Consider the following 26,661-nt stretch of genomic DNA (forward strand, 5'->3'; position numbering starts at 1 on the left):
CGAACCACGCCGGCCTCAGATTGGGGACCAGAACCCATTAAGGGTAATTCCGGAAATCGAAATTAATCCTTGCGAACAATGCACTTAATTATCAACGACCATTTTCCTAAACTTGGTCTGATCTGCCATTGAGAAGTAAGAATGGATTGTTTACGTCGAAATTCCAGTCCAATCAAGGAGGAACGGGTCATGAACAAGACAACCCGCACATTAATCGCCACCGTCGCCACACTCACGCTGTCGGGCGGCGTCTATGCACAGAACAACACGCTGGCGACCCCGAGCGTCGTGTCGCCGGCCGCCGTGAAGCCGGTCAATGCAACGAGCGGCTACGGCACGCCTGGCGTCACCAACTCGGACAGCGGCGTGGGCGCCGGGTCGTCGAACTCGGGCCTGCCGAATAGCACGAACAATAGCTCGACATCCCTCACCAACGCTCCCGGGAGTCACAACACGCTGGCGACCCCGAGCGTAGTGTCGCCGGCCGCTGGTCAATAACAGGTGTTAAAGATGACAACCAGGCGCAACTAAGCGCCAAGCGACCAGGCGCTTCAATCGCGCAGGGCGCGGTTGTCATTGTGACCGGTGCCGCAGTTTCACGGCTAGCAGGCGCTAGTTGATACGATCGACCTCGCGATATCGTTGCCTACTGGTTATCCGGCGCAGCACGAGAGTTGCGTCACGTCCTTGCTGAAGGTCTGCGCGGCGAGCTTGAGCCCCTCGACCATCGTCAGGTACGGGAACAACTGGTCAGCGAGGTCGTGCACGGTCATCCTTGCGCGGATCGCGATTGCGGCCGCCTGGATGATTTCGCCCGCCTCGGGTGCGACCGCCTGCACGCCCATGAGCCGGCCGCTGCCGGCTTCCGCCACCAGCTTGATGACCCCACGCGTGTCGAAGTTCACCAGCGCGCGCGGAACGTTATCGAGCGTCAGTGTGCGACTGTCGGTCTCGATGCCCGCCTGGTTCGCCTGCGCCTCGCTGTAGCCGACCGTTGCAACCTGCGGCTCGGTGAAGACGACCGCTGGTGTGGTATCGAGATCGAGCCGCGCATCGCCCCCCGTCATGTTGATCGCCGCGCGCGTCCCGGCGGCAGCCGCAACGTAGACGAACTGCGGCTGGTTGGTACAGTCGCCGGCAGCATAGATATCCGGTGCGCTGGTGCGCATGCCCGCGTCGATCACAATCGCACCGCGTTCGTCGAGCTGCACGCCGACACTTGCGAGGTTCAGACTATCGGTGTTGGGGGTGCGGCCCGTTGCCACCAGTAGCTGGTCGGCCCGCACCTCGCCGTGGTTGGTGGTGAGGACGAACGTGCCGGCGGTATGCGACACGTGGCTTGCCGCGGTCCGTTCCAGCACGTCTATGCCTTCCGCGCGGAACGCCGCCGTCACCGCATCGCCAATGGCCGGGTCTTCATGGAAGAACAGGGTGCGGCGCGCGAGGATCGTCACGCGGCTACCGAGACGCGCGAAGGCTTGCGCCAGTTCGACGGCCACCACTGACGAACCGATCACCGCCAACCGCCCCGGAATGGCGTCGCTGGCCAGCGCCTCGGTGGACGTCCAGTACGGTGTGTCTTTCAGGCCCGGAACGGGCGGTACGACGGCGCTCGCGCCGGTCGCGATCAGGCAGCGGTCGAATGCCACCTCACGTTTGCCGCCGGCGCTCAGTGTGACGGTGAGCGTATGGCTGCCCGTGAACCGTGCCTCGCCGTGCAGGACGTCGATGTTCGCGTGCGACGCCAGGATGTCTTCGTACCTGGCGTGACGCAGTTCGTCCACACGTGCCTGCTGCTGGGCGAGCAGGCGCGGCCGGTCGATCACCGGCGCCGCGGCGCTGATCCCCGCATCGAAGGGGCTCGCCTGCCGCAGATGCGCGATGTGGGCGGCACGGATCATGATCTTGGAGGGTACACACCCGACGTTCACACACGTGCCGCCAATGGTGCCGCGCTCGATCAGCGTCACTTGCGCGCCGTTTTCGGCGGCCTTCAGTGCCGCCGCCATAGCCGCGCCGCCACTGCCGATGACGGCGATCCGCAATGCGCCGTTATCACTGGTCATCCCGTCGATCTCCAAGGTCATCATGGGCTTATTCGGTACTTTCACTGTTTGAGCGACGATGGATAGCCCGCGTCCGTCGTGGCCCTGGTCAGCGTCTGGACGTTGGTTTTGCCGTCGTCGAACGTCACGATGGCTTCCCTCTGCTCGAAACTGACATCCGTTTTTTCGACGCCCTTAACGTTGGAAAGCGCGTGTTTAACCGTGATCGGGCAGGCGGCGCACGTCATGCCGGGTATAGACAGTGTGACCGTCCGGGTTGCCGCCCAGACCGGAACCGCGACGATCGCGAGCGCGAGCGCAGCAAGCGGTTTTTTCATGATGACCTCCAGGTTCAATAGAAGAGGGGCAGCACGTAGGGAAAACCGAGCGTGATCAGGACCAGTGCGACGACGACCCAGAACACGAGCTTGTACGCGGCGCGCACCTGTGGAATCGCGCACGCCTCGCCGGGCGCGCACGCCGCAGCGGGTTGGAAGATCCGCCGGCCGGCGAAGAACAACGCCACCAACGCCGTGCCGATAAAAATCGGCCGGTAGGGTTCGAGCAATGTCAGATTGCCGATCCATGCGCCGCTCACTCCCAGCGCGACGAGCACCAGTGGCCCGAGACAGCAGGTCGACGCGAGGATCGCGGCCAGTCCGCCAGCAGCGAGCACGCCGCGTCCGTTCGGTGGTTCCGCCATACGCTGCTCCTTCCGGATATCCGACTAGTGGCGTAACGTTACTTCCGTACCTATGTACGGAGTCAAGCGGTATGGAAAACGGTAACGAAAGCCTGACCATCGGCGCGTTTGCAAAGGCGGCCGGCGTCAATGTGGAGACGATCCGGTTCTATCAGCGCAAGGATCTGCTGCTCAAACCGGAGAGGCCGTACGGCAGCATCGGTCGCTACGGTGCAGCGGATGTCACGCGGGTGCGGTTCGTCAAATCGGCCCAGCGTCTGGGTTTTAGTCTCGACGAAATCGCAGATCTGCTGAAACTGGAGGACGGGACGCATTGCGATGAGGCGAGCAGCCTCGCCGAGCACAAGCTCCTCGACATTCAGGAGAAGCTCGCCGATCTCGGGCGGATGGAAGCCGTGCTCACCCAGCTCCTGGGTGCGTGTCATTCGCGCAAAGGTAACGTGTCATGTCCACTCATTGCGTCGCTGCAGCGAGGGGAAGAGCTACGCGACACCGCCTCCCGATAGAGGCTATTCGGCCTTGGCGAAAAGATCCGTTTTTTTGACGGCACACGGCTCAATTTTGTATCAGAACGTATCTGCTGGGTGCGTCGATACGCGCACATACAAAAACCGTCGTTCCCTACACAAGCGAGATACATCGGCGCGCTCCAATACGTCCGTCGAGCGGTGAGTCTCCGCTCGTTCAACCGGATGGACGGCTGGCAGTTTGAAAGCGGTCGTGTCCGACGTAAGAGCTGATTTTTTTCACCCAATGTTGCAGGTGCAACAAGACAAGGGCGCGTTGCGCCCTTACCGTTCGAGGAATGTGCAATGAAAGTCGTCAAAGCCGCCGCAGTCCAGATCAGCCCTGTCCTCTACAGTCGTGAGGCGACAGTCGAGAAGGTCGTGCAGAAGATCCTCGAGCTTGGCCAGAAGGGCGTGCAGTTCGCCACCTTCCCAGAAACCGTGGTGCCTTACTACCCGTACTTTTCCGCCCTCCAGACGGGTATCGAGCTTCTGTCCGGAACCGAGCATCTGCGGTTGCTGGAGCAGTCCGTGACGGTGCCCTCTCCCGCTACCGATGCGATCGGCGAGGCGGCCCGCAAGGCGGGCATGGTGGTGTCCATGGGCGTCAACGAGCGGGACGGCGGCACCATCTACAACACGCAGTTGCTGTTCGACGCTGACGGTAGCCTGATCCAGCGCCGCCGCAAGATCACACCCACGCATTTCGAGCGCATGATCTGGGGCCAGGGCGACGGTTCGGGCCTGCGCGCCGTCGACAGCAAGGTCGGACGCATCGGCCAGCTCGCCTGCTTTGAGCACAATAATCCGCTGGCGCGCTACGCGCTGATGGCCGACGGAGAACAGATCCATTCGGCCATGTATCCGGGTTCTGCCTTCGGCGAGGGATTTGCCCAGCGGATGGAAATCAACATTCGCCAGCATGCTCTGGAGTCCGGTTGCTTCGTCGTCAACGCCACGGCCTGGCTCGACGCCGAGCAGCAGGCGCAGATCATGAAGGACACGGGTTGCACGATCGGTCCGATCTCAGGCGGATGCTTCACCACAATCGTGGCGCCCGACGGCATGCTGATTGGCGAACCGCTCCGCTCGGGCGAGGGCGAGGTCATCGCTGACCTCGATTTCACGCTGATCGACCGGCGCAAGATGTTGATGGACTCGGCCGGTCACTACAACCGGCCGGAACTGCTCAGTCTCATGATTGACCGTACGCCTACCGCGAACATTCACGAACGCACTGCGCACCCCAGGCCGAGCACTCAGCAAGACCCTGACGAACTAACGAAAGAGTAATCGGGTAGACGGTATTTTTCATTCTGTTTTTTCAAAAATGTGCATATGCACATAATCGCTGATGTGAACACAGGCGTCGGATCTGAAACGAGTAGTTATCCGCCGCCTACCTATTGAACGCAACGAAAAGGTAAAGGAAATGACGATGAAATCCACACATGACGACCCGATCCTCGTAACCGGCGCAGCCGGCGAAATCGGCTCCATAGGCCGCCATCTCACCGCGATGCTGCTGGCCAAGGGTCACAAAGTGCGCGCCATGGTGCGTCGTGAAGACGAACGCGCCGAAAGCCTGCGCCAGCTCGGCGCCGAGGTCGTGCTCGGTGACCTGACCGATCTGCAGTCGGTGCACCGTGCCATTGAAGGTTGCAAGCGCATTTACTTCAGCATGTCGGTGTCGGGGGCCTATCTGGAAGCCACGGTGAACTTCGCCGCGGTGGCACGTCATCACGGTGTCGAAGTCATCGTGAACATGTCGCAGATGAGCGTGACGGGCATGAGCATCACCGAAACCACCAACAGTCCTCAACACAAGTTGCATTGGCTCGCTGAGCAGGCCCTGGCCTGGTCGGGCCTGCCGGTGGTCACGGTGCGGCCCACTGCGTTCATGGAAGGTTTTTTCCTGCGTCTCGCCGTCAACAGCGTGCGCGAAAAGGACGAGTTGGTACTACCGCTGGGGAATGCCAGGACCTCGCCGATCGCGGCGGTCGACGTGGCTCGCGTCGTGGCCGCGATCTTCGATGACCCCGCGGCGCACGTCGGCCAGATCTACAACCTGACTGGTCCCGAGTCGGCTGATCTGGACCACTACGCACGCGTGTTCTCTGAAGCGCTCGACCGCACCATTCGTTACCGCAACGTACCGGTTCCGGCATGGTCCGAAAAGCTTCGCGAACTGGGCGTGCCGGACTACCTGATCTGCCACCTTGCCGTGTTGGCCGAGCTTCACGCGCAGGGCCGATTCGACCGCTTGACCGATGACGTATTCGAGCTCACCGGCCAAAAGCCAATGGGCATGAGGGAGTTCGTGACGCACCACGCCGCCGACTTCAGCCTTTAACCTCGACAGTCGGGTGGACAGAGGGCGTATTAGCGCTGCCACATGGAATATGTCATATCAATCTGACAGTGGAGCGCTTAGAGTAAGCGAAAGTCGGCAGTGGCTGTCACCCATGCTTCGCAATAGCATTGTCCTGCTCAACGATCTGCAAGATTCGCAGCGCGTGAAGGCAGGGCGACTGAAGTTGCGATTCGCTTTCGTCTCTCATTGACAACCCTTTCGATACCGGGAGAATTGCCGCGCAGTCGTCGACCACCCTGACACGCAAAGGAGTCTTGAATGTCGATCGAAAAGGTCTTGTGTCGTGCTCATGCGCGCGTCACTGACGGGCGCGACGGAGGCGGCGACGGAACGAACCTCGCGCAACGTTTAGCGGCGGGATATAGCGCGTGCTTCATCGGCACTTATCCGCGAGGTTCACGACATGGATAATGCCGAAAAAGCGGCTGCGCGCACCCGAATCCACCCGCGCCACGCAGTTGGGGAGTTTGCCAGGGTTCTCTGGCACCTGCGCGCCATTCTGGTGATGCTGCTGATTCTTTTCCTCATTTTGACGGCCGCCATGTATTACGTTGGGGGAGCCGTCGATGCCGCCACACGCACACAAGCATCGTCAGGCCAAACGCTTTACTTTTGCGCGGTGACGGCGCTGACCATCGGCTACGGCGACGTGGTGCCGACCACCACGCTTGGTCGGATCGTCGCGGTTTTGCTTGGACTGCTCGGCGTGTTGATAACGGGTGTGGTAACGGCTGCCGCTGTTTATGCTATCCAGGTGGCTGCCGGGTTACGACACCCAGGCTAGGAGCGGATGACCGCTGATTTCCAGTAAGCAGCCCCGTTGATGCTGGCGGTTCAAACGCCCGCAACGGGTCCGGAAGCGGGCTTTCCCGCTTCGACCGGTAAACCGCTCTCAACCCGGCTAGAACTCGTGACGCCGGGGTTTGCATCGCACGATGTTGCCAGCCATGCCTTGCCTTATGCACTCGGAACGACCTATAACCTAGACGCGCGCACGTTCCTCTGTGGGACCGTCGCCCAGGAGAAACAACGGCAGGAATGATTTACCGTGCTCCGGTGTGTGAATTCGGCGTCGGTACCACCGGCAGGCGGCATCCACTCAAGAGGATTGAGATCATCATGGCCAGTCAGTCGAATTCGCGGGGCGTGATCGGCGTCATCACATTGCTCTTTACGGTGCTGACCGCGCTGTATCTGCTGATCGGCGGCGCGTGGCTGCTCACGGTCGGCGGCTCGGCCTACTATGTCATCACAGGCATCGTGCTGTTGGGCGTGGCCTGGCTGCTTTGGCGGCGCAGTCCCGCCGCGCTCGTGCTTTATGCACTTGTACTGATCGGCACGGCGATCTGGGCGCTGATGGAGTCGGGTCCCGACTTCTGGGCACTCGCGCCGCGTTCCGATGTGCTGGTCATCTTCGGTGTGTGGTTGCTGCTGCTCGTAAGCTGGCGACTCGAGGGGGCGCGCACGCTGGGTGTCGTGTCGCTCGTGGTTGCACTCGTGGCATGGGCGGGCGTGCTCGTGTACGCGAGCTTCAATGATCCGCAGCAGGTCAACGGCACACTGAACGCTTCCGCGCCCGCGAGCGGCACCAGCACCGGGATCGATGCCGCCGACTGGCCCGCCTATGGGCGCGACCAGGAAGGCACTCGCTACTCGCCATTGAAGCAGATCACGCCTGAGAACGTGAAGGATCTCCAGGTGGCCTGGACCTTCCGCACGGGCGACACGAAGGGGCCCAACGATCCTGTCGAGATTACCAACGAGGTCACGCCGATCAAGATCGGCGACCTGCTTTACCTGTGCTCGCCGCACCAGATCCTGTTCGCGCTCGACGCGAAGACGGGCGCGCTCAAGTGGAAGTTCGATCCGAAACTGCAGTCCGATCCGTCGTTCCAGCACGTGACGTGCCGCGGCGTGTCGTATGTCGATCTTTCGGCCAACGCCACGGCGGCCGCACCCGCGGCGACGCTGGCGAGCGATGCAGCGGCAGCCTCGGACGCCTCGGGCGCCGCCGCCACAGCCGCCACCCCAGCAGCCGCCCCAGCCGCTGATGCCACATCCGCCTGCACGCGCCGCATCTTCTTGCCGGTCAACGACGGCCACCTCTATGCGCTCGACGCGCTGACGGGCCAACGTTGCGAGGGCTTCGGCAACAACGGCGACCTCGATCTTCAACACGCCCAGCCCGTCACGACGGCGGGGATGTACGAGCCGACTTCGCCGTCGATCATAACCAGCAAGGTGATCATCGTAGCGGGCGCGGTCGAAGACAACTTCTCGAACCGCGAACCATCGGGCGTCATCCGCGGCTTCGACGTGCGCACGGGCGAATTGCTTTGGGCGTTCGACCCAGGCGCGAAGGACCCGAATCACATTCCGGGCCCGGGTGAGCACTACACGTGGAATTCACCCAACTCGTGGGCACCTGCCGCCTACGACGCGAAGCTCGACATTGTCTATTTGCCGATGGGTGTGAAGACGCCGGATATCTGGGGCGGCGACCGCACGCCGGAGCTGGAGCGTTACGCGACCGGGCTGCTCGCGCTTCACGCGTCGACCGGCGAGCTGGCCTGGTTCTACCAGACCGTGCACCACGATCTGTGGGACATGGACCAGCCGTCGCAGCCCACGCTCGCCGACATCACCGACAAGGATGACAAGACCGTGCCGGTCGTGTACGCGCCGGCCAAGACCGGCAACCTGTTCGTGCTCGACCGCCGCACGGGTGCGCTGGTCGTGCCGGCGCCCGAAACGCCGGTGCCGCAAGGCGCTGCCCCGGGTGACCACGTTGCGCCGACACAGCCGTTCTCGCAGCTCACGTACCGTCCGTCGAAGAACCTGACCGACGCCGACATGTGGGGTGCGACGATGTACGACCAGCTCGTGTGCCGCGTGATGTTCCATCAACTGCGTTACGAAGGCACGTTCACGCCGCCGTCGCTGCAGGGCACGCTCGTGTTCCCGGGCAACCTGGGCATGTTCGAGTGGGGCGGTCTCGCGATCGACACCGACCGCCAGATCGCTGTCGCGAACCCGATTGCGCTGCCGTTCGTCTCGCGTCTGATTCCGCGCAGCCCGGGCAACCCGATGGAGCCGGTGGCAGGTGCGAAGGGCAGCGGCACGGAGTCAGGCATCCAGCCGCAATACGGCGTGCCATACGGCGTGACGATCAATCCGTTCCTTTCACCGCTAGGCTTGCCGTGCAAGCAACCGGCATGGGGCTACATGTCTGCGATTGATCTCAAGACGAATGAGATCGTGTGGAAGAAGCGGATCGGCACCGTGCACGACAGCTCGCCGATTCCGCTGCCGTTCAGGATGGGCATGCCGATGCTGGGCGGTCCGATCGTCACTGCGGGCGGTGTCGCGTTCATTGGCGCGACGGCGGACAACTACATTCGCGGATTCGACGTGAACAACGGTAAGCAGGTCTGGGAGGCCCGCCTGCCCGCAGGCGGTCAGGCCACGCCGATGAGCTATTCGGTCAATGGCCGTCAGTACGTCGTGATCGCGGCGGGCGGACATGGCTCGTTCGGCACAAAGCTCGGTGACTATGTGATTGCCTACGCGTTGCCGCAGCAGTAAGCGGCACGCGCCGCTTTCCATAGTCTCGAATGATCTATTCACGCTTTGCACCGCGAGCCTGCGTCGTGCTCGCCGCAATCGCGGCGCACGCCACGCTCGCGCATGCACAAAGTGCCGTCACGCTCTACGGCGCCCTCGACACGAGCATTGAAGTCACCAATCCAGGCGCGGGCTACGTGGCGCGGATGGATTCCGGCGCTTATCGTGGATCGCGCATCGGCCTGCGCGGCGCGGAGGACCTCGGCAACAACGTCAAGATTCTGTTCAATCTGGAGAACGGCTTCAGTTCCGCCGACGGCACCCTCGCTGTCGCGAACACGATCTTCAACCGCCAGGCCTGGATCGGTTTGGGCACGCCTTACGGCACCGTGCGTATCGGCCGCCAGTACTCGCCGATCTATATCCCGTTCAAGGGCCAGCTCGACGCTTTCGATGCAGGCACGATCGCTTCCGGTCTCGACAATCTCTCGAAGCTCACGCCGTACGAGAGCAATGCGATCACCTATCTCTCGCCCGAATTCCACGGCTTCTCCACGACGCTTATGGCTTCGTTACGCGATGCGAACGACGGCGACGGCAATGGGCTCGCCGGCCACATCGAAACCTTCGAATGGCGCGAGGGACCGTTCCGCATCTCGTACGCGCATCAACAGACGCACGGTAACGGCGCGCTGCGCGCCAACCTGGGCGGCGTCTCGTACGTTTTTGGCGCGGTCACCGGTTTTCTATCGTTCTTCAACGGCGATGGCGGGCCGTCATATCACAACGACGGCGTATCCGTCTCCGCGCGTTATGCGCTCAATTCGCGCTTTCGGACCTCACTCGGCTACACCTATCTGCGCGACAGTTCGGGTGGCGACAACAACGCCGACCAGTGGAGTGCGGCGTGCGAGTACGACCTCTCGAAGCGCGCCCTGCTGTATGCGAGCGCCGGCTGGTTGCACAACCGCGGCCAGGCTGAGTTCACGCTACGCGGCGTGAACGTGACGGGCCTCACACCGTCTTGGCCGGGGGCCTTCGTGCGAGGCGTGCAGTTCGGCATGATCGACCGTTTCTAGCGTTGCGCTGCATCGTCTTCCGTCAGTTCGTCCACTCCCGCTTCGCGCAGAAAATGCGTGATCGTTTCCTCGATTACCGACCTGGCCAGACCTTGTACGATGAACACGAGCCGTGTCGTGTGATCGTCGTCGGGCCATGCGTCAAGCCGCAGCGGTTCATGCAGCAACTGCTGCACGCCATGGAACACAACCGGCCGCGATTCGCCGATGAAATTGCCGATCCCCTTAACCCGCAGGATGCGCTCGCCGTGATAGCCGAGCAGGACGGTTAGCGCGGTTTCGAATGCTTGCATCGGCAATGCCTGCGAGTAGGTCAGGCAAAAGGTGTCGATGTCCGGATGAGCCACACGTGACGCTGTAGCGCCCCGCATCAGCAGCTTGCTCGGTGCAGGTTCGGCGCGCAACCAGGGCCGCAAGGCACGCGGCGTCAGGATATCGAGCAGCTGTTGTGCGTCAATCTCCCCGTTGCGCACCGGGATGCGCGTCGCACCCGGATTCAGCGCCTCAAGCGCGGACTCGAGTTCGGCAAGTGCGGGTTCATCGGTCAGTTCAGCCTTGGTCAGCAATAGCCGGTCCGCGACGGCCACCTGCTGACGCGATTCCTCATGTCGTGCAAGTTGTGCGGCGCCGTGTTTCGCATCGACGGTCGTCACAATGCCATCGAGTTGCAAACGGCCTTCAAGCGCCGGGTCGCCAAGCAGCAACGAGATCACCGGACCGGGTCGCGCTAGCCCCGTGGTCTCGATCAAAATCCGCTCGAAGGCGGGAATTTCGCCGCGCGTGCGGCGCTCCAGCAGATCGGCCACAGTGGCAGCCAGTTCGTCGCGCACGCCGCAACACAGGCAGCCGTTTTCCAGCAGCGCGATGGTCTCGTCGCGCGAGGTGCTGACGAACAGATGATCGAGACCGATCGCGCCCAGTTCGTTGATCACCACGGTACAACGGCCCAGCGCCGGTTGCGGCAGCAGGCGATTAAGCAAGGTGGTCTTACCCGAACCGAGAAAGCCCGTCAGCAAGGTCAGGGGAATCGCAGAGGATTGCATGGCGGCTCTTCCTGACACTCAGATAACCTGCAGGTCTTTTCCAACGATGACTTGTCCGTCGAAATGTTTGCGCGCGTCGGCGGCCCACATCTCGTCGGTAATCGCGGGATCGCCGCCCGGCACGAAGTGGCTCAGCACCAGCGTCTTGACGCCTGCCGCCGCGGCGATCTTGCCGACCTGCTCCGTGGTGGTGTGGCTCTTCACGAGGTGATCGAGCAGCGTCGGCGCGTTGTCGACGGTCTTCATCAGCTTTTCGAGCGCGGGCAGGTACATCACTTCGTGCACCAGGACGTCAGCACCTTTCGCGAACTCGGCAAGCGCCGGGTAGTAGGTCGTGTCGCCAGAGAAGACGACGGTGCGGTCCCGCGTCTCGAAGCGGTAAGCGAATGCCGGCTTGATCGTGTAGTGGTCGACCAGCGTCGAGGTGACGCGCACGCGGTCGTCTTCCATCACGAGACGCGGGCCGTCGAATTCATGGATGTTGATCAGTGGCCGGAACGGCGGGCGGCCTTCTTCGCGCATCCGCACGTCGAGGTCGATCGCGTTCATGTCGACAAAGTCGTCGATCATCTTTGTCATGCGCGGCGGCCCGTAGAGATTCACGGGCATGTGCAGGCCGGTGGCCCAGGCGAGGAACACGAGGTTGCCGAGGTCGGCGTTGTGATCCGAATGATGGTGCGTCAGGAAGATGTCACGGACGCCCGGCAGCTTGACGCCCGCTTTGGTCAACTGCAGCGCGACGCCGTTGCCGCAATCGACCACGTAGGGCTGACCGTCGACCACCAGCACGTTCGACGGTGCCGCGCGCAGATCGGACGGCGTCGGGCCACCCTTGGTGCCGAGCAGGATCAGCTGTGTGCCTTTTGCCGGGTGTCCAGCGGCGGGTGCCGGCGTTGCGGAGCTGGTCGTTGACTGCGCGTGGGCGTCCTGCATCCACGGCAGCGCTGCGGTGGTGCCTGCCGTAACGGCAATACGCATGAAATCACGACGGGAACGGCCGAACGGCTGATCACTCATGGCGCTGTGTCTCCTGATACTGTGGGTGGGGTAGGTTCGATTTGCACTCGGCATCTTGATCGCGCCGGCACGTTTTGCGGCTCCAATAGTCCCGGTCCAGGTTACGGATGTCAAATCAAATCCGGATCGGGTGGGCATACGCCACCTGCCTCGCCAGACTACAATTGTTTATACGACCCTAATCCCAGCAAAGGAGGGGCGATGCATTGGCAACCCGGCTCCCGCATGCGCTACAGACGCACCGCAATCGCGGTGGCGGGTGTTGTGGGTGCCCTGATCGTCCTCGGACGCATCACGGGGTTCGTCGTCGACTGGCTGTGGTTTGCTTCAATCGGCCATGTCGACGTTTTCTGGACGGTCGTCTCCGCCAAGGTGCTCCTTTTTGCCGCCGTGTTCGCCGCGTCGGCGGGCGTAATCGCCGCGTCGGGGTTCCTCGCGCATCGTTACGCGAGGCGTCCAGGTAGCTGGCAAGTGGAAACGGCTCGTCTGTCAGGTACGCCGGAATTCATCAGCGAACTGGCAGACCAACTCGCACCGCGCATTCCGTGGCGCACCAGCATTGCCGGTAGCGCTATTGTCCTGGGGCTGATCATTGCCGTCGGTGAACTCGGCAACTGGGATCTGGTGCTGCGCTTCCTTCATCAGGTGCCCTATGGCGAGCGCGATCCTGTGTTCGGCCAGGACATTGGCTTCTATCTGTTCTCGCTGCCCGCCTATCTTGCGTTCAAGAACTGGCTGCTGCAGGTGCTGTTTTGCAGTGCGATCGTTGCAGGCGCGATCTACGGGGTACGCGGCGATATCACGTTCGAGCGGCCGCCGCGTGGACTCTCAGCCGCTGCCGCCGCTCACGGTGCAGCGCTGCTCGGCGTGTTCTTCGCCCTGAAGGCCGGTTCTTACGCACTCGACCGTTTTTTACTGCTCTACGGCGATAACGGCGTCGTGGTCGGCGCCGGCTATACCGACATCCACGTCGAACTCCCGGTCTTGTGGGTGCTTGTCGGACTTTCCGCCATTGCGGCCGTCGCGTCGTGGGTCAATATGCGCCGACGGGACTATCGCATTCCTGCCGCCTCCGTATTGCTGGTGTTCGGCACCTCGTTCGTGTTCGCGCTGATCTACCCGGCGCTGTTCCAGCGCTTCTATGTCAAGCCGAGCGAGCTGCAACTGGAGATGCCCTATATCAAGAACAACATCGCGCTAACGCGAATGGGCTATGGCCTCAACCAGATCGCGGTCAAGCCGTTTCCGGCCGAGCAGCAATTGAATCTCGCCTCGCTCGAGGCCAATCGCGCGATCATCGACAACATTCGCCTGTGGGACGGGCAGCCGCTGATGGATACCTACGCGCAGTTGCAGGAGATCAGGACTTACTACAAATTCCTCTCCGTCGACATCGACCGCTATCGTCTCGACGCCGGCTACCGACAGGTGATGCTGTCGGCTCGCGAACTGGAACCTTCGATGCTTCCCGAGAACGCCCAGACCTGGGTGAACCTGCACCTCCTGTTCACGCACGGCAACGGCGTGGTGATGTCGCCCGTCACCGAAAAATCGACGGAAGGTTTGCCCTCCTTCTATCTGCAGGATATTCCACCCGTGACCTACGGTGGACCGGCCATTCGTGAGCCGCGTTTGTATTTCGGTGAAGGAGGGGAGGGCTACGTCATCGTCAAAGGTAGCGTCGCCGAATTCGATTACCCCAAGGGCAAGGACAACGTCTACGCCAGTTACGACGGGCGCGATGGGATTGCCATTGGCAGCGCGGCGCGCCGAAGCCTCTTTGCCTGGCAGTTCGACGATCCGAACATCCTGCTAACCGGCTATATCACGAACGCTAGCCGTATCCTGCTGCACCGTAACATTCAGGACCGCGTACGGACGATCGCCCCGTTCCTCACCCTTGACCATGATCCCTATCTCGTCATAAGCAACGGACACCTTTTCTGGATGCAGGACGCCTATACGACAAGCCGCTGGTTCCCCTACGCCCAGCCGGGATTCGGCGATGGCGCCAACTACGTCCGCAACGCAGTCAAGGTTGTGATCGACGCGTATAACGGCTCAGTGGATTTCTATGTCAGCGATCCTGCCGATCCGGTCCTACGGACGTATCAGCGCATCTTCCCGGGCCTGTTCAAGCCTCTTGCGGCGATGTCACAAGACCTGCAGCAACATATCCGCTACCCCGAAGATCTGTTCCTGGTCCAGGCGCGAACGTATCGGGCTTATCACATGGACGCGCCGGAGGTTTTCTACAATCGCGAGGACCTCTGGCAGTTCCCGCGGGAATTGATCGGCATAGATGGCGGGAATAGTCCCGGCACGCCGATGACGCCTTACTACATGATCATGCGGCTGCCCGAGGAACCGCACGAGGAGTTTGTCCTGATGCTGCCGATGGTGCCCAGCCAGCGCGACAACATGATCGCGTGGCTCGCCGCGCGTTGCGATCCGCCCAACTACGGCAAGCTTATCGTCTACTCGTTCCCGAAGGACAAGCTCGTCTATGGGCCGTTCCAGATCGAGGCACGCATTCAGCAGAACACCGAGATTTCGCAACAGATTTCGCTGTGGAACCAGATGGGCTCGCGCGTCATTCGCGGCCATCTTCTCGTCGTGCCGATTGAGAACTCCATTCTCTATATCTCTCCGCTCTATTTGCGCGCGGAGTCGGGTCAGTTGCCCGAGTTGAAGCGGGTGATTGCCGCGTATGGGGACCGGGTGGTGATGAAGGAAACTTTGGGCGAAGCGCTGGCGGCGCTCTTCAAAGAAAGCGCGCCACTCGCGGCACAGCCTCAGGGCACGGCGGACGCGCGCGCCCGCGAAGCGCTTGCTCATTATGACCGTGCGATCGAGCGATTGAAGGCGGGCGACTGGAGTGGTTTCGGCGCGGAACTGGATGCGTTACGGCCATTGCTCGAGGCGCTGGGTGGCAGTGACGGTGGCCGTTCGGCAGGGCAGAAGTGATTGGCGCGTGAGTGAATAAGGTGGGCGCTCGATGGTCACCCGCGATGACTCAAACAGAGGCTAACAATATAGCTGCCCAATCCGCAAACACCCTGACCTGGGTGCTATATCTTCGGCGAGCAGGGTGCCCACTCCGCTGCGTCGCAACAGATGACTGTGGTAAAAATGTCAAATCAGTGAGCGTCACAATTTTGAAAAATATTGGCCTGTGCGACTATGGATTGGCCAGCTTTTGCTTTTGAAATTGTGATCTACGGGGGGCTCCATGAGTAGCCATCTGCTGATTTGGGCAGCGGTGTCGCACAACAGTGACGGCGTTGTCTTTCAGGTTCGTATTGCCCACGGACTTCAACGTTTCTACGTCTCGCGTCGTGTGCTTGAGGATGTGTTCGACCTCGAGCGGCGGGCTTCAGATGCGAGACAACTCGAACTCTTCTACCAGAGTCTGGAGCGCATCCAGGTTCGAGCCAGCAAGAAGCGTTCGATTGCCAGCTCAGACACGGTTGCACTTCTGACAACGGATTTCATCCCATCGGGGAAAAAGGACAGCAGATCGGATCTGCATACCGCCGCACGAAGCGCGATGTAAGCAGCAACGGCGCGGTAGCGTTCGCCTTGGCCGACGAATTGAGCGGTCGAGCGGATTTGCGCGCTTCTTGCTGCGTCAGACCCGTCGAACCGCGCCCTCCAGGCGGCGCGCTGGTGTGACGGCATTGCCCTCGAACGCCGATCAGGCATTCTTCTTCTCTTGGGAGAACTGACGGAATGGATCGACTGGAAGCGCTTCAACTATTCGTCCGGGTCGTCGAGGCGGGTAGCTTGACCAAAGCGGCCCGTGCGCTGGGCGTTGTCCAGCCGACGGTCGGCAAGCAGATTTCTCTTTCTCGCGACGCGCCGAGGACGTACCTGCAGCAACAAGTTGCCGTTCAGTTTTCGATCGGCATCGCAGGCGAAACCAATTGCGGATCAGCAAACTCCACGCGATTCCGCCCACCTCGCTTCGCTTTATACAAGGCCGAATCTGCTAACCCGTATGCAATATCGAAATCGGTCCGAACCGGATTGGCACTGACGCCGAAACTGGCCGTGATGCGACGATTCACAGGCGCGGCGAAAACGTAACTACCGATCGCCCCGCGCATTTTCTCCGCCAACTGCAGTGCGTCGGCGAGATCATGCCCCGGTAACAACACCGTAAATTCTTCGCCGCCGACGCGACCGATGACACCTTGCTCGCCGACAATGCGTCGCAAGCAATCGACGATGCCGAGTATCACCGCGTCGCCAACAGGGTGCCCGAAATCGTCATTGACTTTCTTGAACTCGTCGATGTCGAGCAAGATCATCACTGCCCGATCAACGCGCAGCGCCTTGCTCGTGCGCTCGATCACCGCACTGCGGTTCAACACATCGGTTAACGCATCGTGTGTCGCACGATATTGCAACTGTTGAGTCAGTGCATGCATCTCCCGCTCGGCGCGGTCGCTGCGCCCAATAAGGCGGCGCGTCTCGCGCATCAGGCGTTCATAGTGTCCGATGAGTTCAGCTAGCGCCAGGCGGCATTGCTGCGGGTCGGCGCCGACATCCGCATGAATCGCGCGCGCCTTCTCCAGCGCCTCGCTCTCGTTCTGGAACAGGTCCGGAGCGTCGTTCGAAGGTGCGTCCGAAGAGGAAGTTGAGACCACCGTGGCCGTCCTTACGTCGCAACCGGACAATCGGTGAACTGGATCGCCGTAAAATCGGTTTGCAATTCCTCGCCGAATTCGAGAATGGTTTCGTCCTCGGCGTCGCGATACCATCTCACCAGCACGTGATTTCCAGATGAAGCCGCCTGGTCCAACGCATCGAACACGCTGAACAGCATCTTCGTGCTCGAACTGTTGAAGTAAGTCAGCGTAACTTCAACCGTGATAGCGGCATTCTCGCAACTTGCAAGGTACTCGCGAAGCCGCTCGATGACCGGAGCATAGAACGCGGCCGCGTTCTCGGGATAAGACTCTCCCCTGAACGTCAGCACGTTCTGGTCGAATTGAAAATCGACTTCCGGCGACGTAGTCGTGGCCGCAATATAAAGATTATCCATGGCGCCTACTCGTCCCTTGGTCAGATGATCGTCTTGAGGCAAAACAGTGTGGTTTCCGGGGCATCGACACGCGGGTAAAAGGCAAACTCCAGCGGAGCGCTCGCGTCGCGAGCCATCGTCAAAAAGCCAAGCCCCGCGCCCTTACTTTCCTCCGGCGTATCGGAGCGCAGCGATAGCTTGTACGCCTGCTTGATTTCTTCAAGCGACATGCTGCGCAACGGTTCAAGCCTCTCGCGCAGGCTGCTCACCGCCGCCGTCGCAATGGGATTGACGCATAACATGAGGTGACGCTCACCCTCGGTGGTGATGCACACCGCACCCTCGCGTATGGCGCCACCGTTGCCGCCCCCTTCGACGAGCGAGTCGGACGAATAGTGGACGATATTCTGGGAGAGTTCGATAAAGGTCGAAAACAATTTGCGCCGGGTTGGAGCGCTGACCCCTGCAACTTCCAGTTGCAGTTTCATGACCTCACTCATCGCCGCGACGATGCTATGGGAGAAGTAGCCCTTGTGATAGAAAATCAGGTTGCGCCTCTGTGCGAGTTCGAAAAACGCGGCATCCTGATCTAAGAGTTCAAACATGTTCATGGACTACCTTAAACTCGTGCAAAAAATAGTGTTACGTCGTCGCGACGGGATTCTGCGCCTTGCCAGTCGGCCAACGCGCGCTGAAGACCTTCGCATATCGCGGATAGCGATTGCGCACGGCTCTCGACAATGAGTTCGAGAGCCCGGCGCTTCCCAAAAGCAATTTTTCGCGGACCGCCGATCTGATCGATAAGCCCATCTGTCGAGACGAACAGGAGGCTACCCTGCGGAAGTGCAACGGTGTTCAGGGCCCACACATAGTCAGCCAGACTGTCGACATAGCCGACGCCCATGCGTTCGCCCGGAATGCTTTCAAAGTGATCGGCATCTGGCCGCAAAACGTGCAGCGCGATGCGTGCACCGGAAAAATGGAGTCGCTGCTGCCCGGCGTCGAACCAGAAGAAAGCGGCGTCGAGGCCGTCGTTCGACTGCGGCGACTCACCTGTCCCATTGACTTGACCCAACAACCCCTTTACGTTGCGATTGACCGCCGCGAGAAGTGCGGCTGGGTCGCGCGGCCCGATTCGCTCGAGCGCCTGCGAGAGTGAGGCCGAAGCAAGCAGCGTCATGAAGGCGCCAGGCACGCCATGTCCAGTACAGTCGGCTACGGCGCCGAACCATCCATCGGCAAACGAAGCGAAATGATAGAAGTCGCCGCCCACCACATCACGCGGCTCCCATATCAACGTGGCATCCGGCAACATGGACGAGAGCGCGTCGCGCGAAGCGCGCAGCGTGGCTTGCTGAATCACGCTTGCATATTCAATGCTCTGCATGATTTGACGGTTCTTTTCCGCCTGCATTTCAGCCACGGCACCCAATAGCTGATAGCCGCTGGCAAGTCCGGCGAACCGGCCCTGTCTCGTCACGATAAATCCGTCCGACAGCGCCTTGTTACCCACCTCGACCGTTTTGAAGGTCAGCGCCTCGATGCTCATGTCCGCGTCGACGATGAGCGGCTCCTTGTCCATGAACGCGATACAGCTTTTCTTGTCGTAAAGCTCCCGGTGGAACGGTTTGCTCATTTGCGACAGGAGAATATCGCGATTGATCAGTCCGATGGGGCGGTCGCCCTCCAACACGGCCAAACTGACCATATCGCGCCGCGAATAGAAAATCTCCATTGCCAGGGAGTTCGAATCAGCCGCATCGATGGCAGGGACTTCCTGACACAGGTCGCCGGCGCACCGCGGGCTTCCGGGTACGCCAGGGCGACGAAACTGCGCAAGCGCGGGGTGCATTTCGAGACTACCCGTTGAACGAGAAATCAGCACGCTAATGGGTCTTTATGTCAGTTTCGTTACGCCCGGTAATTGAAGAATGCCCCCCAAAAAGGCAAGCGGGACGTGAGCGCGCCGGAAAGCCCGTGGCAAACGTTTTCGTCTTTGCAATCACGGTTTTGTGCTGATCCAAGCTCGCGTTGCGTGTTTGCGACTGCGGGTATCATGGTCTGGTTTGAGATCAATGCCATATCGCAACTTTTGATTGGCAGGCGGCATATTTCATTGCAATACTAATGCCCGATTGCGCGTTGTTGAGCGCGGGGTTTCACGGGCGTTTTATTTAGCTGAATTTTTACAGTGAACGCTGAAAACCAAGCTGGTAAGGTATTTTTCAGGATTCTTTGGGCCAATGTATACCGCAGTGACTGATATAAGCCACAGGTCTTGCGGTTGATATTACGTTAGGCGCTAATCGAAAGGAGGTCATGAAATGACACGCGTCCGAGTTGAGGGCTTTACCATCTCGCTTGACGGATACGGAGCGGGTCCGAATCAGGACATGAGTAATCCGCTCGGCGTGGGCGGGACAGAATTGCACCAGTGGTTAGTCCCGACACGCACGTTCCAACAGACCCTATTTGGCGCCGACGGTGGCACAACGGGGATCGATGACGACTTCGCTGCGCGGGGCTTCAAGAATGTTGGCGCCTGGATTCTCGGAAGAAACATGTTCGGGCCGATTCGCGGTTCCTGGCCCGACATGAACTGGAAAGGCTGGTGGGGGACAACCCACCCTATCACGTTCCAACTTTCATCTTGACTCATCACGCGCGCCCGCCCATTCAGATGGAAGGCGGAACGACGTTCTACTTCGTCACGGGCGGTATTCACGAGGCGCTTGACCGGGCGCGCGACGCAGCCAACGGAATGGATGTACGCATTGGCGGCGGCGCTAACACTATCCAGCAATATCTTCGTGCGGGGCTCATCGACGAGCTGCGCGTCGCTATCTCGCCGGTCCTGCTAGGCGGGGGAGAGCGACTGTTCGAGGGGATTGACGTACGCGCTCTGGGATACGAATGCGTTCAGTTCGTTGCGTCGGAGAAAGCCACCCATGTTGTACTCCGGCGCCAGGGGCACAAGGACGCCTAACAACCGGTGGCGGCGGCCCCGTTACCTCTACGTCGAAAACCGAGTACTTTTGCGTTTTCAACCGGCCGGTGGCTTGCCGGTGAAAACCGCCAATTGAGCGGCGAAAGCACGTTTGTAGGCGGGCCGGGCTTCGCCGCGGGCGACATAGGCGGCGAGGTTCGGATATTCGTCCAGCAGACCCGATGCTTTCAACCTGAGTAGCACTGACACCATAATCAGGTCGCCCGCGCTGAACGCACCATCGAGCCAGTCGGCGTTGCCAAGGTGATCGGAAAGCTCGCCCAGCCGGTCACGGATGCGATCCTTGACGAGAGGCAGACGCTCGTCGTACCAGGTCTTGTCTCCCTCCAGGAATTTGGTGGTTTGGAGATCGAGGATCGGCGGCTCAACCGTGTTGAGCGCGGCAAACATCCATGTGATCGCGCGTGCCCGGGCATTCGCGTCGTCAGGTAGCAGGCCGGCGTGGCGCTCTGCGATATGGAACACGATCGCCCCCGACTCGAACAGGACAAGCGCGCCTTCTTCATAGGTCGGGATCTGCCCAAAGGGATGAAGCGCTCGATGCGCGGGATCCTTCAGTACGTCGAACGAAACAAGACGAACCTCGTAACCTTGGCCGACTTCTTCAAGCGCCCAGCGAACACGCGTGTCACGCGACAGCCCCCTGCCGCTATCGGGCGACCGTTCAAAGGCGGTGATAACGGGGGGCAGTTTAGGGGGCACGGTGATTTCTCCTTTGCTGAATGTCTCGGTGAGTGCCGGATACGCAACTCCAGCGCTCACCTAGTCGACGTTCGAGAGAGGGCTAAATCGACATCCGTGAACCAATTTTATTAGACGGCGCAATTGCAGACCTTCGTGGCCGGCAAGTCAGAGTCGCGTGCCGTATGCAGCGGCCCGACATCTTATGCAGCGCTCCTTAGCGAAGTGCAACCGCTACCGCCTCGTCAATCTGCAGCGCAAAGCGTGCGTCAACATCGGCCACCGTGTAGCCAATTGACAGTTCCAGATACGCGTCGCCAAGCACCAACTGAACGAATGTCGCTGCCCGCAATGCAGCAGTCGATTCGTCAAAACGCTTTCGCAGAATTTTTGCGGCAAAGGCACGCACGACCTTTGCACCATTTTCGAAAAACACCTGGCCAAGTTCCGGAAGACGCTCGGCCTCGGCAACGATGGCCCGGTAAAGCCGCAGATAATCCGGCGTAATGAGGCTTCGTGCCAGCAACCATCCCAACTCGCGCAACTCCACTTCGGGTGCGCCATCGGTTTGCTCGCCCTGAGCGCTGGCAAGCAGCACGCCCACCTGGGCGCACATCTCGCTGACCAAACCAACGAAGAGCGCCTCCTTCGACTTGAAGTGGCGGTAGACCGTCTGTTTGCCGACGCCGGCGGCCGAGGCGACATCGTCCATCGTTGCCAGACCGAAACCCTCGCGTAAGAAAACGGTTTTCGCGCCGTCGAGGATTGCGGACCGCTTGCGGCATTGCAGCGGGCTCAGGCCGGGGAGAGAAGAAGTGTCCATGCGAGATAAATAACAGATCGTCGAGTAGTTGACAAGACTGGGCAGTCTCGTTTAGATTTACCCAAACGAGACCGATGGGTCTCGTTTGTATGACTATTCAACTTCGCAGCCAATCATTGGAGAACGCTTTGAAACTGTTCATTACAGGTGGTACTGGCTTCATCGGGCAAGCGGTCGCGCGCAAGGCGATCAGCCTCGGTCATCAGGTCACGGCGCTGGTGCGCCAGGACAGCTCGGCGGCCGCCAGCGCGCTGGCACGTCTCGGTGTGACACTGTATTCCGGCGACCTGCGTGAGCCGCAGTCTTTCGCTGCGACTGCCGGTGCCGCTGATGGCGTGGTGCACGCCGCGTCGACCAACGATGCTTCCGCCGCTGCTGCTGATGAGGTCGCGGCTGTAGCGATGCTTTCGCATCTGCGTCCGGGCGCAGCGTTTGTCTATACGTCGGGCACCTGGGTCTACGGCAATACGGAGGGGGGGCCCGCGACTGAAGCATCGGCGCTGAACCCGACACCACTCATCGCCTGGCGGCCCGCAGTGGAGCAACAGGTGCTGGCGCTAGCAGCAAGCCGCTCGATTGCCGCAGTGATCCTCAGGCCGGCGATGGTGCACGGCTACGGCGGCGGCGTTTTCGGCATGCTTGCCGGCATGGTCCGTCAGACCGGCAGTGTGAGGATCGTCGGCGATGGTCGCAACCACTGGCCTGCCGTTCACGTCGATGATCTCGCCACGGCTTACCTGAGCGCGGTGGAGCGGGCGGCAAGCGGAGACGGTCGAGTCACGGGACAGATCTTCAACGTGGTTGCGGAAGACGCCGTTGCGGTTGCCGAAATGGGTGAAGCGATTCGGGCCTCGGTCGGCGCCGATCGCGTCGAACTCTGGCCGCTCGACGATGCTCGCAAATCGCTTGGGCCGTTCGCTGACGCACTGGCGCTCGATCAGACCGTAAGTGGCCAGCATGCCCGGCAAGTTCTTGCGTGGGAACCCCATGGCCTCGGCCTGATCGCGGACCTCTCTGTACAAAATCACTTTCAGCAAATCAACGGAGCATGACCATGGCGTGGAACAGCGCATCTTTCGAATCGATTCTCGCGACGATCGTGGCGGTTCTGTTCGCGGTTGCCGGGGTGGTCAATCTCACAGGACGCGGCACGGTGAAGAGCGACTTCGTACGCTGGGGTTACCCGGCATGGTTTCATTTGCTCTGTGGCGCTCTTGAGCTGTTGTGTTCGGCACTTCTTTTTGGACAACAAACGAGAGTCCTGGGCCTAACGCTGGCCGGTGCGATCCTGGTCGCCGTGTTCTTCACGTTGCTACGAAACCGGGAGTCGTTCAAGCATCTCGCCCCTGCGCTGATCTTCTCGGCTCTCGTTGTGGCTACTGTGGCGCTCCGCAGTTGAGGCTTGCTCGCCACCAGGCGAGTGAGCCCGGGGCGCTAACAGGGCCGCGCGGGCAATCCGTGCTGCAGGTACTTGAAATACGCACACGGAAGGCCTCGCATCGAGTCAGGAATAACGATTGCCGCTTATCTCTCCGAAGCCGGCAACGGGCAGACGCTGGTGGGCTGGCGTGACCACGTGAGCGGAGAGATTGTGTGCGAGTCCGAAGGGGAATCAATCTTCCTCTGTGTCTGGTGTGTCCTGGCTCTCTGCATGATGGCACGTGGAGTCTGGCACCAGTCAGTTGTTCTTTCTGCGATTTCGGCCAGTCACTGCGGTCGGGTGGATCGTCAACAATCCGTCTGATTGGGACAGCAGTGGCGAGACAATTTCTGCGTCCTGGGGAAACCGTCACGATGGTGATCTATCGTTTCTCTCCGATGCCTCGATCGCTTTGCCCAGCTTGACTAGATATCGTTTTGCACCGGTGTAGTCTCCGCGCCACAGCCACTTCAAGCAGTTAAAAAGCTCCCATGCCAAGAATCGATCACCGTGGCGGAAAACAGTCATGTCCCGTTTCGTTGCTGAAAGGTGCGGTGATGTTCTGGACTCAAGGTATGAATCTCGATTCACAATCTCGACGAAAGGCTGCTCCACGGTAAGTTCCGTCTTGGGCGACACCACGTGAAACTCGACAGACGACATGTCCTCGAAGACAAGCTTTTGGAACGGACTGTCCGGATCGTGCATGCCGTCGAACGTGAAGAGAACTTTCGACGGCGCGATTTGCTGGTTTATAGTTTTGAGCAACGAATGTCCGCCGCCTTCCGAACAAAAAGCGACCAGGTCGATATCAGAGAGGCGGTCTGCGCTCTCTTTTGCAAAGGACCCGACGACCACCGCACCGGTGCAATCAGGCGATTCTTGAAGGGCATCTGCGATGCGTATAAGAAGCGCGACTTGCAATGTCGTGGAAGGGTTGTTTCGCCACCTTTCAAGAAACTCTTGGAAGCGCATGTGAGGCTCCGCATGATCGCAATCTGTTCACAGTACACAGTTAATGATACGTTCGATTGCCTGCAGCTGGTAACTAGCCGCGTCAGCGTCAGTCACGTGGAGCATGCCTGGCCCGTCACATCAGGCTGGGTTCGGCCATGGAGGGACACCCGTAACGAAGCTTGGAATCGATCGGTCGAGGAAGCAGCAACGCACAGGGATGCAAGATGAACAGAAGAAAGAGACTGACGTTTTGGGGGGCTGACGAAAACGACGACAGTCTTCCGCGCGCTGTCATGGATGGTCGCAAGACCGTCACCGCCGAAACGCTCGCGGAATACTATAAGCCGTACGGCGAATACGGCGACGGTGGTTATGCACCGGGTGACATTATTGAAGTCTACGATTTGCGGCAGCGGCTTCGCTGCATCATCAAGGCCACCAAGGTGTATACGATCGAATTCGGGGACATCCCGGAAGAGGTCTGGCGTGGCGAGACGTTTTCCAGCGCAAGGAAATTTTGTGAGTGCCATATTCGGTGCATGCCGCATGTCGACCTGCATGACCACTTCAAGCTGGTAACGCTGCATTTTGAATTGGTCGAGATCATCGCGCGCGACGTCACCTGCTGACTCTACAGGTGCATAGCGATGAAGTTATTCGGCCGGCCCGCGACAAGGCGGTGCGTCCGCTGATTGTCCGCTTTGCGCGGAACTGAGGGGTCGAAGTGGGTCGAGTGCTGCTGACCGCAGACTTGCTCAGTTCACATTGCGTATGCCCTTTGCGTGAGGCAGTACGCGGCCACATGCAGCCGGCCGTGAGCGTCTGCTTTGAGGCATCAAAGAAAGGAGGCTGACCTAGACGGTGTTAGGAACTTCCGGTCAAAACCTGGTACCCTGGAGGGATGACAAGAGAGAAACGTAAAGCGTACCCGACAGACGTGTCAGACGAAGAATGGAGCTTCGTAGCAGCGTATCTGACGTTGATGGATGAGAGTGCACCACAGCGTAAATACGAGTTGCGCGAGATGTTCAATGCGTTGCGCTGGATGGCTCGCGCTGGGGCTGCGTGGCGAATGCTGCCGACCAACTTCCCGCCGTGGGAACTCGTGTACCAGCAGACGCAACGATGGCTGGCGGCCGGCTGTTTCGAGTGCATGGTGAGTGATCTTCGTTCAATCATCCGTGTCGCGCAGGGGCGGCGGGGGCAGCCCAGCGCGGTGATCCTTGATGGCCGTACGATGCAATCGACATGTGAGAGCGGTCCACGCGCAGGCTATGACGGCTACAAGCGCAAGCGTGGCAGCAAGGTGCATATGGCGGTCGACACGCTGGGTCAGTTGCTCGCCGTACACGTGACGCCGGCCAACGAGCAGGAGCGCGCACAGGTGACAGAGCTGGCGCGCCAGGTGCAGCAGGCAACGGGAGAAACCGTGAAAGTGGCCTTTGCCGATCAGGGTTACACGGGCGAAGCTCCTGCGCAGGCCGCGCGCGCTCAGGGAATTGATCTCCAGGTGATCAGGCTCGATGAAGCGAAAAAGGGTTTTGTGCTGTTGCCACGTCGATGGGTAGTCGAGCGCAGCTTCGGATGGCTCAACCGCTTTCGACGCCTCGCTCGCGACTACGAACGCTTGCCCGAAACACTCGCAGGTCTGCATTTTGTCGTCTTCGCCATGTTTATGCTTGTCCATGCAATCCCAGTACTTCGAAGTTCCTAACACCGTCTAGGCGATCAATGCGTTTTCACACACTCTGAGTCGCGTGCCGTCAATCGTTCGTTAATACGACAATACAGCGCATATGGAAAACGATAAAACACCAATGACTGAATTCCCATTGATCGGCCGATTCTGGCTTGGCGCGCTGACAGGCGTCGTTTGCGCATTCGGGGCGGCGTATATGTTGATGCACGGAGGGCGGCCGTGGACTGGAAACACGGGTTGGGCGTGGCATACGGCGGGTGTAAGTTACCGGACGCGAGAAGAATTGTATGGGGCGATTTTTGCAATGCTCGCCGTCGCCTGTTTCGGCTGGTGCCTTTTAGGACCATGGCTGGCCCGTCGAATTCTGCTGACACCCGAGGGGCTAACCGTCTTCGAGCCGCCGGTCCTGTCGAAGCCGCCGGTGATGATGCCGTATCCCGAGATTGGCAATCTGCGGCGTTATCAACAGTCTTCGTCGACACGGCAAGGGAACTATTTTCCCAAGGTACTGGAAACGATCGGTTTCACGTTCCAGGGGCGGCCTTACGGATTTCAACGATACCGGTTCCGCAACGATCAGGAGTTTGAGAGCTTCTGGCGGCTTATAACTGAGCGCGTGCGGTCAGTCATCATTGAAGAGGATCACTGATCAATCAAAAACTGCACGCTACCCAAGCTGAACTTCAAGGTCCCGGTTTTCTCGTCCAGCCATCC

At 60.2% G+C, this 26,661-nt stretch carries 25 protein-coding genes and 4 pseudogenes; 17 read left to right on the plus strand and 12 right to left on the minus strand.

What is annotated here, in order from left to right; translation table 11 throughout:
* The first annotated feature begins 189 nt into the window (after positions 1-189).
* Positions 190-498, plus strand: a complete 309-nt coding sequence (locus B0G76_RS18040; protein WP_120293805.1) for a hypothetical protein — start codon at positions 190-192, stop codon at positions 496-498.
* Between the two features lie 155 nt (positions 499-653).
* Here the strand turns inward: B0G76_RS18040 and merA are convergent.
* The 3 genes and pseudogenes from merA to merT all read right to left on the minus strand — a co-directional run.
* Positions 654-2,045: pseudogene (gene merA, locus B0G76_RS18045) on the minus strand (mercury(II) reductase); the annotation flags it as partial.
* Between the two features lie 62 nt (positions 2,046-2,107).
* Positions 2,108-2,383, minus strand: a complete 276-nt coding sequence (gene merP, locus B0G76_RS43850) for a mercury resistance system periplasmic binding protein MerP (protein ID WP_120296489.1) — start codon at positions 2,381-2,383, stop codon at positions 2,108-2,110.
* 14 nt (positions 2,384-2,397) lie between these two features.
* Positions 2,398-2,748, minus strand: a complete 351-nt coding sequence (gene merT / locus B0G76_RS18055) for a mercuric ion transporter MerT (protein ID WP_120293807.1) — start codon at positions 2,746-2,748, stop codon at positions 2,398-2,400.
* A 71-nt stretch (positions 2,749-2,819) separates the two neighbouring features.
* Here merT and merR point away from each other — a divergent pair, with 71 nt between their 5' ends.
* The 7 genes and pseudogenes from merR to B0G76_RS18090 all read left to right on the plus strand — a co-directional run bounded on the left by merR (position 2,820) and on the right by B0G76_RS18090 (position 10,271).
* Complete coding sequence (gene merR, locus B0G76_RS18060; RefSeq protein WP_120293808.1) at positions 2,820-3,254, plus strand: Hg(II)-responsive transcriptional regulator; 435 nt, start codon at positions 2,820-2,822, stop codon at positions 3,252-3,254.
* 306 nt (positions 3,255-3,560) lie between these two features.
* On the plus strand, positions 3,561-4,547 hold the full coding sequence (locus B0G76_RS18065) for a carbon-nitrogen hydrolase family protein (protein ID WP_120293809.1): 987 nt from the start codon (positions 3,561-3,563) through the stop codon (positions 4,545-4,547).
* 139 nt (positions 4,548-4,686) lie between these two features.
* Positions 4,687-5,607: an NAD(P)H-binding protein gene (locus tag B0G76_RS18070; protein ID WP_220700762.1), complete on the plus strand. Its 921-nt coding sequence runs from the start codon at positions 4,687-4,689 to the stop codon at positions 5,605-5,607.
* A gap of 279 nt (positions 5,608-5,886) precedes the next feature.
* A pseudogene (locus B0G76_RS43855) lies at positions 5,887-6,009 on the plus strand (organic hydroperoxide resistance protein); the annotation flags it as partial.
* 22 nt (positions 6,010-6,031) lie between these two features.
* On the plus strand, positions 6,032-6,412 hold the full coding sequence (locus tag B0G76_RS18080) for a potassium channel family protein (RefSeq protein ID WP_120293810.1): 381 nt from the start codon (positions 6,032-6,034) through the stop codon (positions 6,410-6,412).
* Between the two features lie 335 nt (positions 6,413-6,747).
* Entirely contained in the window at positions 6,748-9,213 is a 2,466-nt protein-coding gene (locus B0G76_RS18085) for a glucose/quinate/shikimate family membrane-bound PQQ-dependent dehydrogenase (protein WP_120296493.1), read from the plus strand.
* A 29-nt stretch (positions 9,214-9,242) separates the two neighbouring features.
* Positions 9,243-10,271 carry a porin gene (locus B0G76_RS18090; RefSeq protein WP_120293811.1) on the plus strand — a complete coding sequence of 343 codons (1,029 nt, stop codon included), beginning with the start codon at positions 9,243-9,245 and terminating at the stop codon, positions 10,269-10,271.
* On the opposite strand, the gene B0G76_RS18095 is transcribed toward B0G76_RS18090, so the two are convergent.
* On the minus strand, positions 10,268-11,314 hold the full coding sequence (locus B0G76_RS18095; protein ID WP_120293812.1) for a GTP-binding protein: 1,047 nt from the start codon (positions 11,312-11,314) through the stop codon (positions 10,268-10,270). The two genes, B0G76_RS18090 and B0G76_RS18095, sit on opposite strands and share 4 nt — an antisense overlap.
* Positions 11,315-11,332: 18 nt before the next feature.
* A complete protein-coding gene (locus B0G76_RS18100) occupies positions 11,333-12,292 on the minus strand; it encodes an MBL fold metallo-hydrolase (RefSeq protein WP_120296495.1) in 960 nt (319 codons plus the stop codon).
* A gap of 240 nt (positions 12,293-12,532) precedes the next feature.
* On the opposite strand from B0G76_RS18100, the gene B0G76_RS18105 reads away from it, so the two are divergent.
* The 3 genes and pseudogenes from B0G76_RS18105 to B0G76_RS44840 all read left to right on the plus strand — a co-directional run.
* Positions 12,533-15,298, plus strand: a complete 2,766-nt coding sequence (locus tag B0G76_RS18105) for a UPF0182 family protein (protein ID WP_120293813.1) — start codon at positions 12,533-12,535, stop codon at positions 15,296-15,298.
* Between the two features lie 265 nt (positions 15,299-15,563).
* On the plus strand, positions 15,564-15,887 hold the full coding sequence (locus B0G76_RS18110; protein ID WP_120293814.1) for a hypothetical protein: 324 nt from the start codon (positions 15,564-15,566) through the stop codon (positions 15,885-15,887).
* 176 nt (positions 15,888-16,063) lie between these two features.
* Positions 16,064-16,129: pseudogene (locus tag B0G76_RS44840) on the plus strand (hypothetical protein); the annotation flags it as partial.
* A 95-nt stretch (positions 16,130-16,224) separates the two neighbouring features.
* On the opposite strand, the gene B0G76_RS18120 reads toward B0G76_RS44840, so the two are convergent.
* Genes B0G76_RS18120 through B0G76_RS18135 form a run of 4 tightly spaced genes read right to left on the minus strand, consistent with a single transcriptional unit; the run spans position 16,225 to position 19,095 of the window.
* Positions 16,225-16,983, minus strand: a complete 759-nt coding sequence (locus B0G76_RS18120; protein ID WP_120293815.1) for a GGDEF domain-containing protein — start codon at positions 16,981-16,983, stop codon at positions 16,225-16,227.
* An 11-nt stretch (positions 16,984-16,994) separates the two neighbouring features.
* Complete coding sequence (locus tag B0G76_RS18125) at positions 16,995-17,381, minus strand: DUF1987 domain-containing protein (RefSeq protein ID WP_120293816.1); 387 nt, start codon at positions 17,379-17,381, stop codon at positions 16,995-16,997.
* Positions 17,382-17,401: 20 nt separating this feature from the next.
* On the minus strand, positions 17,402-17,965 hold the full coding sequence (locus B0G76_RS18130; RefSeq protein WP_120296497.1) for a SiaB family protein kinase: 564 nt from the start codon (positions 17,963-17,965) through the stop codon (positions 17,402-17,404).
* Between the two features lie 14 nt (positions 17,966-17,979).
* Positions 17,980-19,095, minus strand: a complete 1,116-nt coding sequence (locus B0G76_RS18135; RefSeq protein ID WP_120293817.1) for a SpoIIE family protein phosphatase — start codon at positions 19,093-19,095, stop codon at positions 17,980-17,982.
* A 589-nt stretch (positions 19,096-19,684) separates the two neighbouring features.
* Between B0G76_RS18135 and B0G76_RS18140 the strand changes: the two are divergent.
* Positions 19,685-20,346, plus strand: a pseudogene (locus B0G76_RS18140) (dihydrofolate reductase family protein).
* A gap of 57 nt (positions 20,347-20,403) precedes the next feature.
* Here B0G76_RS18140 and B0G76_RS18145 read toward each other — a convergent pair.
* Positions 20,404-21,057, minus strand: coding sequence for a glutathione S-transferase family protein (locus tag B0G76_RS18145; protein WP_120296499.1), 654 nt, complete (start codon positions 21,055-21,057; stop codon positions 20,404-20,406).
* Positions 21,058-21,265: 208 nt separating this feature from the next.
* The gene (locus B0G76_RS18150; protein ID WP_120293818.1) at positions 21,266-21,871 is read right to left on the minus strand and encodes a TetR/AcrR family transcriptional regulator; all 606 of its coding nucleotides are present in this window, start codon (positions 21,869-21,871) and stop codon (positions 21,266-21,268) included.
* 128 nt (positions 21,872-21,999) lie between these two features.
* Between B0G76_RS18150 and B0G76_RS18155 the strand changes: the two genes are divergently transcribed.
* Together B0G76_RS18155 and B0G76_RS18160 are read left to right on the plus strand one after the other, a co-directional pair.
* On the plus strand, positions 22,000-22,923 hold the full coding sequence (locus B0G76_RS18155; RefSeq protein WP_120296501.1) for an NAD-dependent epimerase/dehydratase family protein: 924 nt from the start codon (positions 22,000-22,002) through the stop codon (positions 22,921-22,923).
* Positions 22,924-22,925: 2 nt separating this feature from the next.
* Positions 22,926-23,270: a DoxX family protein gene (locus B0G76_RS18160; RefSeq protein WP_120293819.1), complete on the plus strand. Its 345-nt coding sequence runs from the start codon at positions 22,926-22,928 to the stop codon at positions 23,268-23,270.
* Positions 23,271-23,660: 390 nt separating this feature from the next.
* On the opposite strand, the gene B0G76_RS18165 is transcribed toward B0G76_RS18160, so the two are convergent.
* Positions 23,661-24,266 carry a hypothetical protein gene (locus B0G76_RS18165; protein WP_120293820.1) on the minus strand — a complete coding sequence of 202 codons (606 nt, stop codon included), beginning with the start codon at positions 24,264-24,266 and terminating at the stop codon, positions 23,661-23,663.
* A 206-nt stretch (positions 24,267-24,472) separates the two neighbouring features.
* Here B0G76_RS18165 and B0G76_RS18170 point away from each other — a divergent pair, with 206 nt between their 5' ends.
* The 3 genes from B0G76_RS18170 (at position 24,473) to B0G76_RS18180 (ending at position 26,596) form a co-directional block, all read left to right on the plus strand.
* Positions 24,473-24,877: an ASCH domain-containing protein gene (locus B0G76_RS18170; RefSeq protein WP_259460613.1), complete on the plus strand. Its 405-nt coding sequence runs from the start codon at positions 24,473-24,475 to the stop codon at positions 24,875-24,877.
* A 272-nt stretch (positions 24,878-25,149) separates the two neighbouring features.
* Positions 25,150-25,962, plus strand: coding sequence for an IS5 family transposase (locus tag B0G76_RS18175; RefSeq protein ID WP_120293822.1), 813 nt, complete (start codon positions 25,150-25,152; stop codon positions 25,960-25,962).
* 82 nt (positions 25,963-26,044) lie between these two features.
* Complete coding sequence (locus tag B0G76_RS18180) at positions 26,045-26,596, plus strand: hypothetical protein (protein WP_120293823.1); 552 nt, start codon at positions 26,045-26,047, stop codon at positions 26,594-26,596.
* Positions 26,597-26,661 lie beyond the last annotated feature (65 nt).

This window comes from Paraburkholderia sp. BL23I1N1 (genome assembly GCF_003610295.1).
GTDB lineage: Bacteria > Pseudomonadota > Gammaproteobacteria > Burkholderiales > Burkholderiaceae > Paraburkholderia.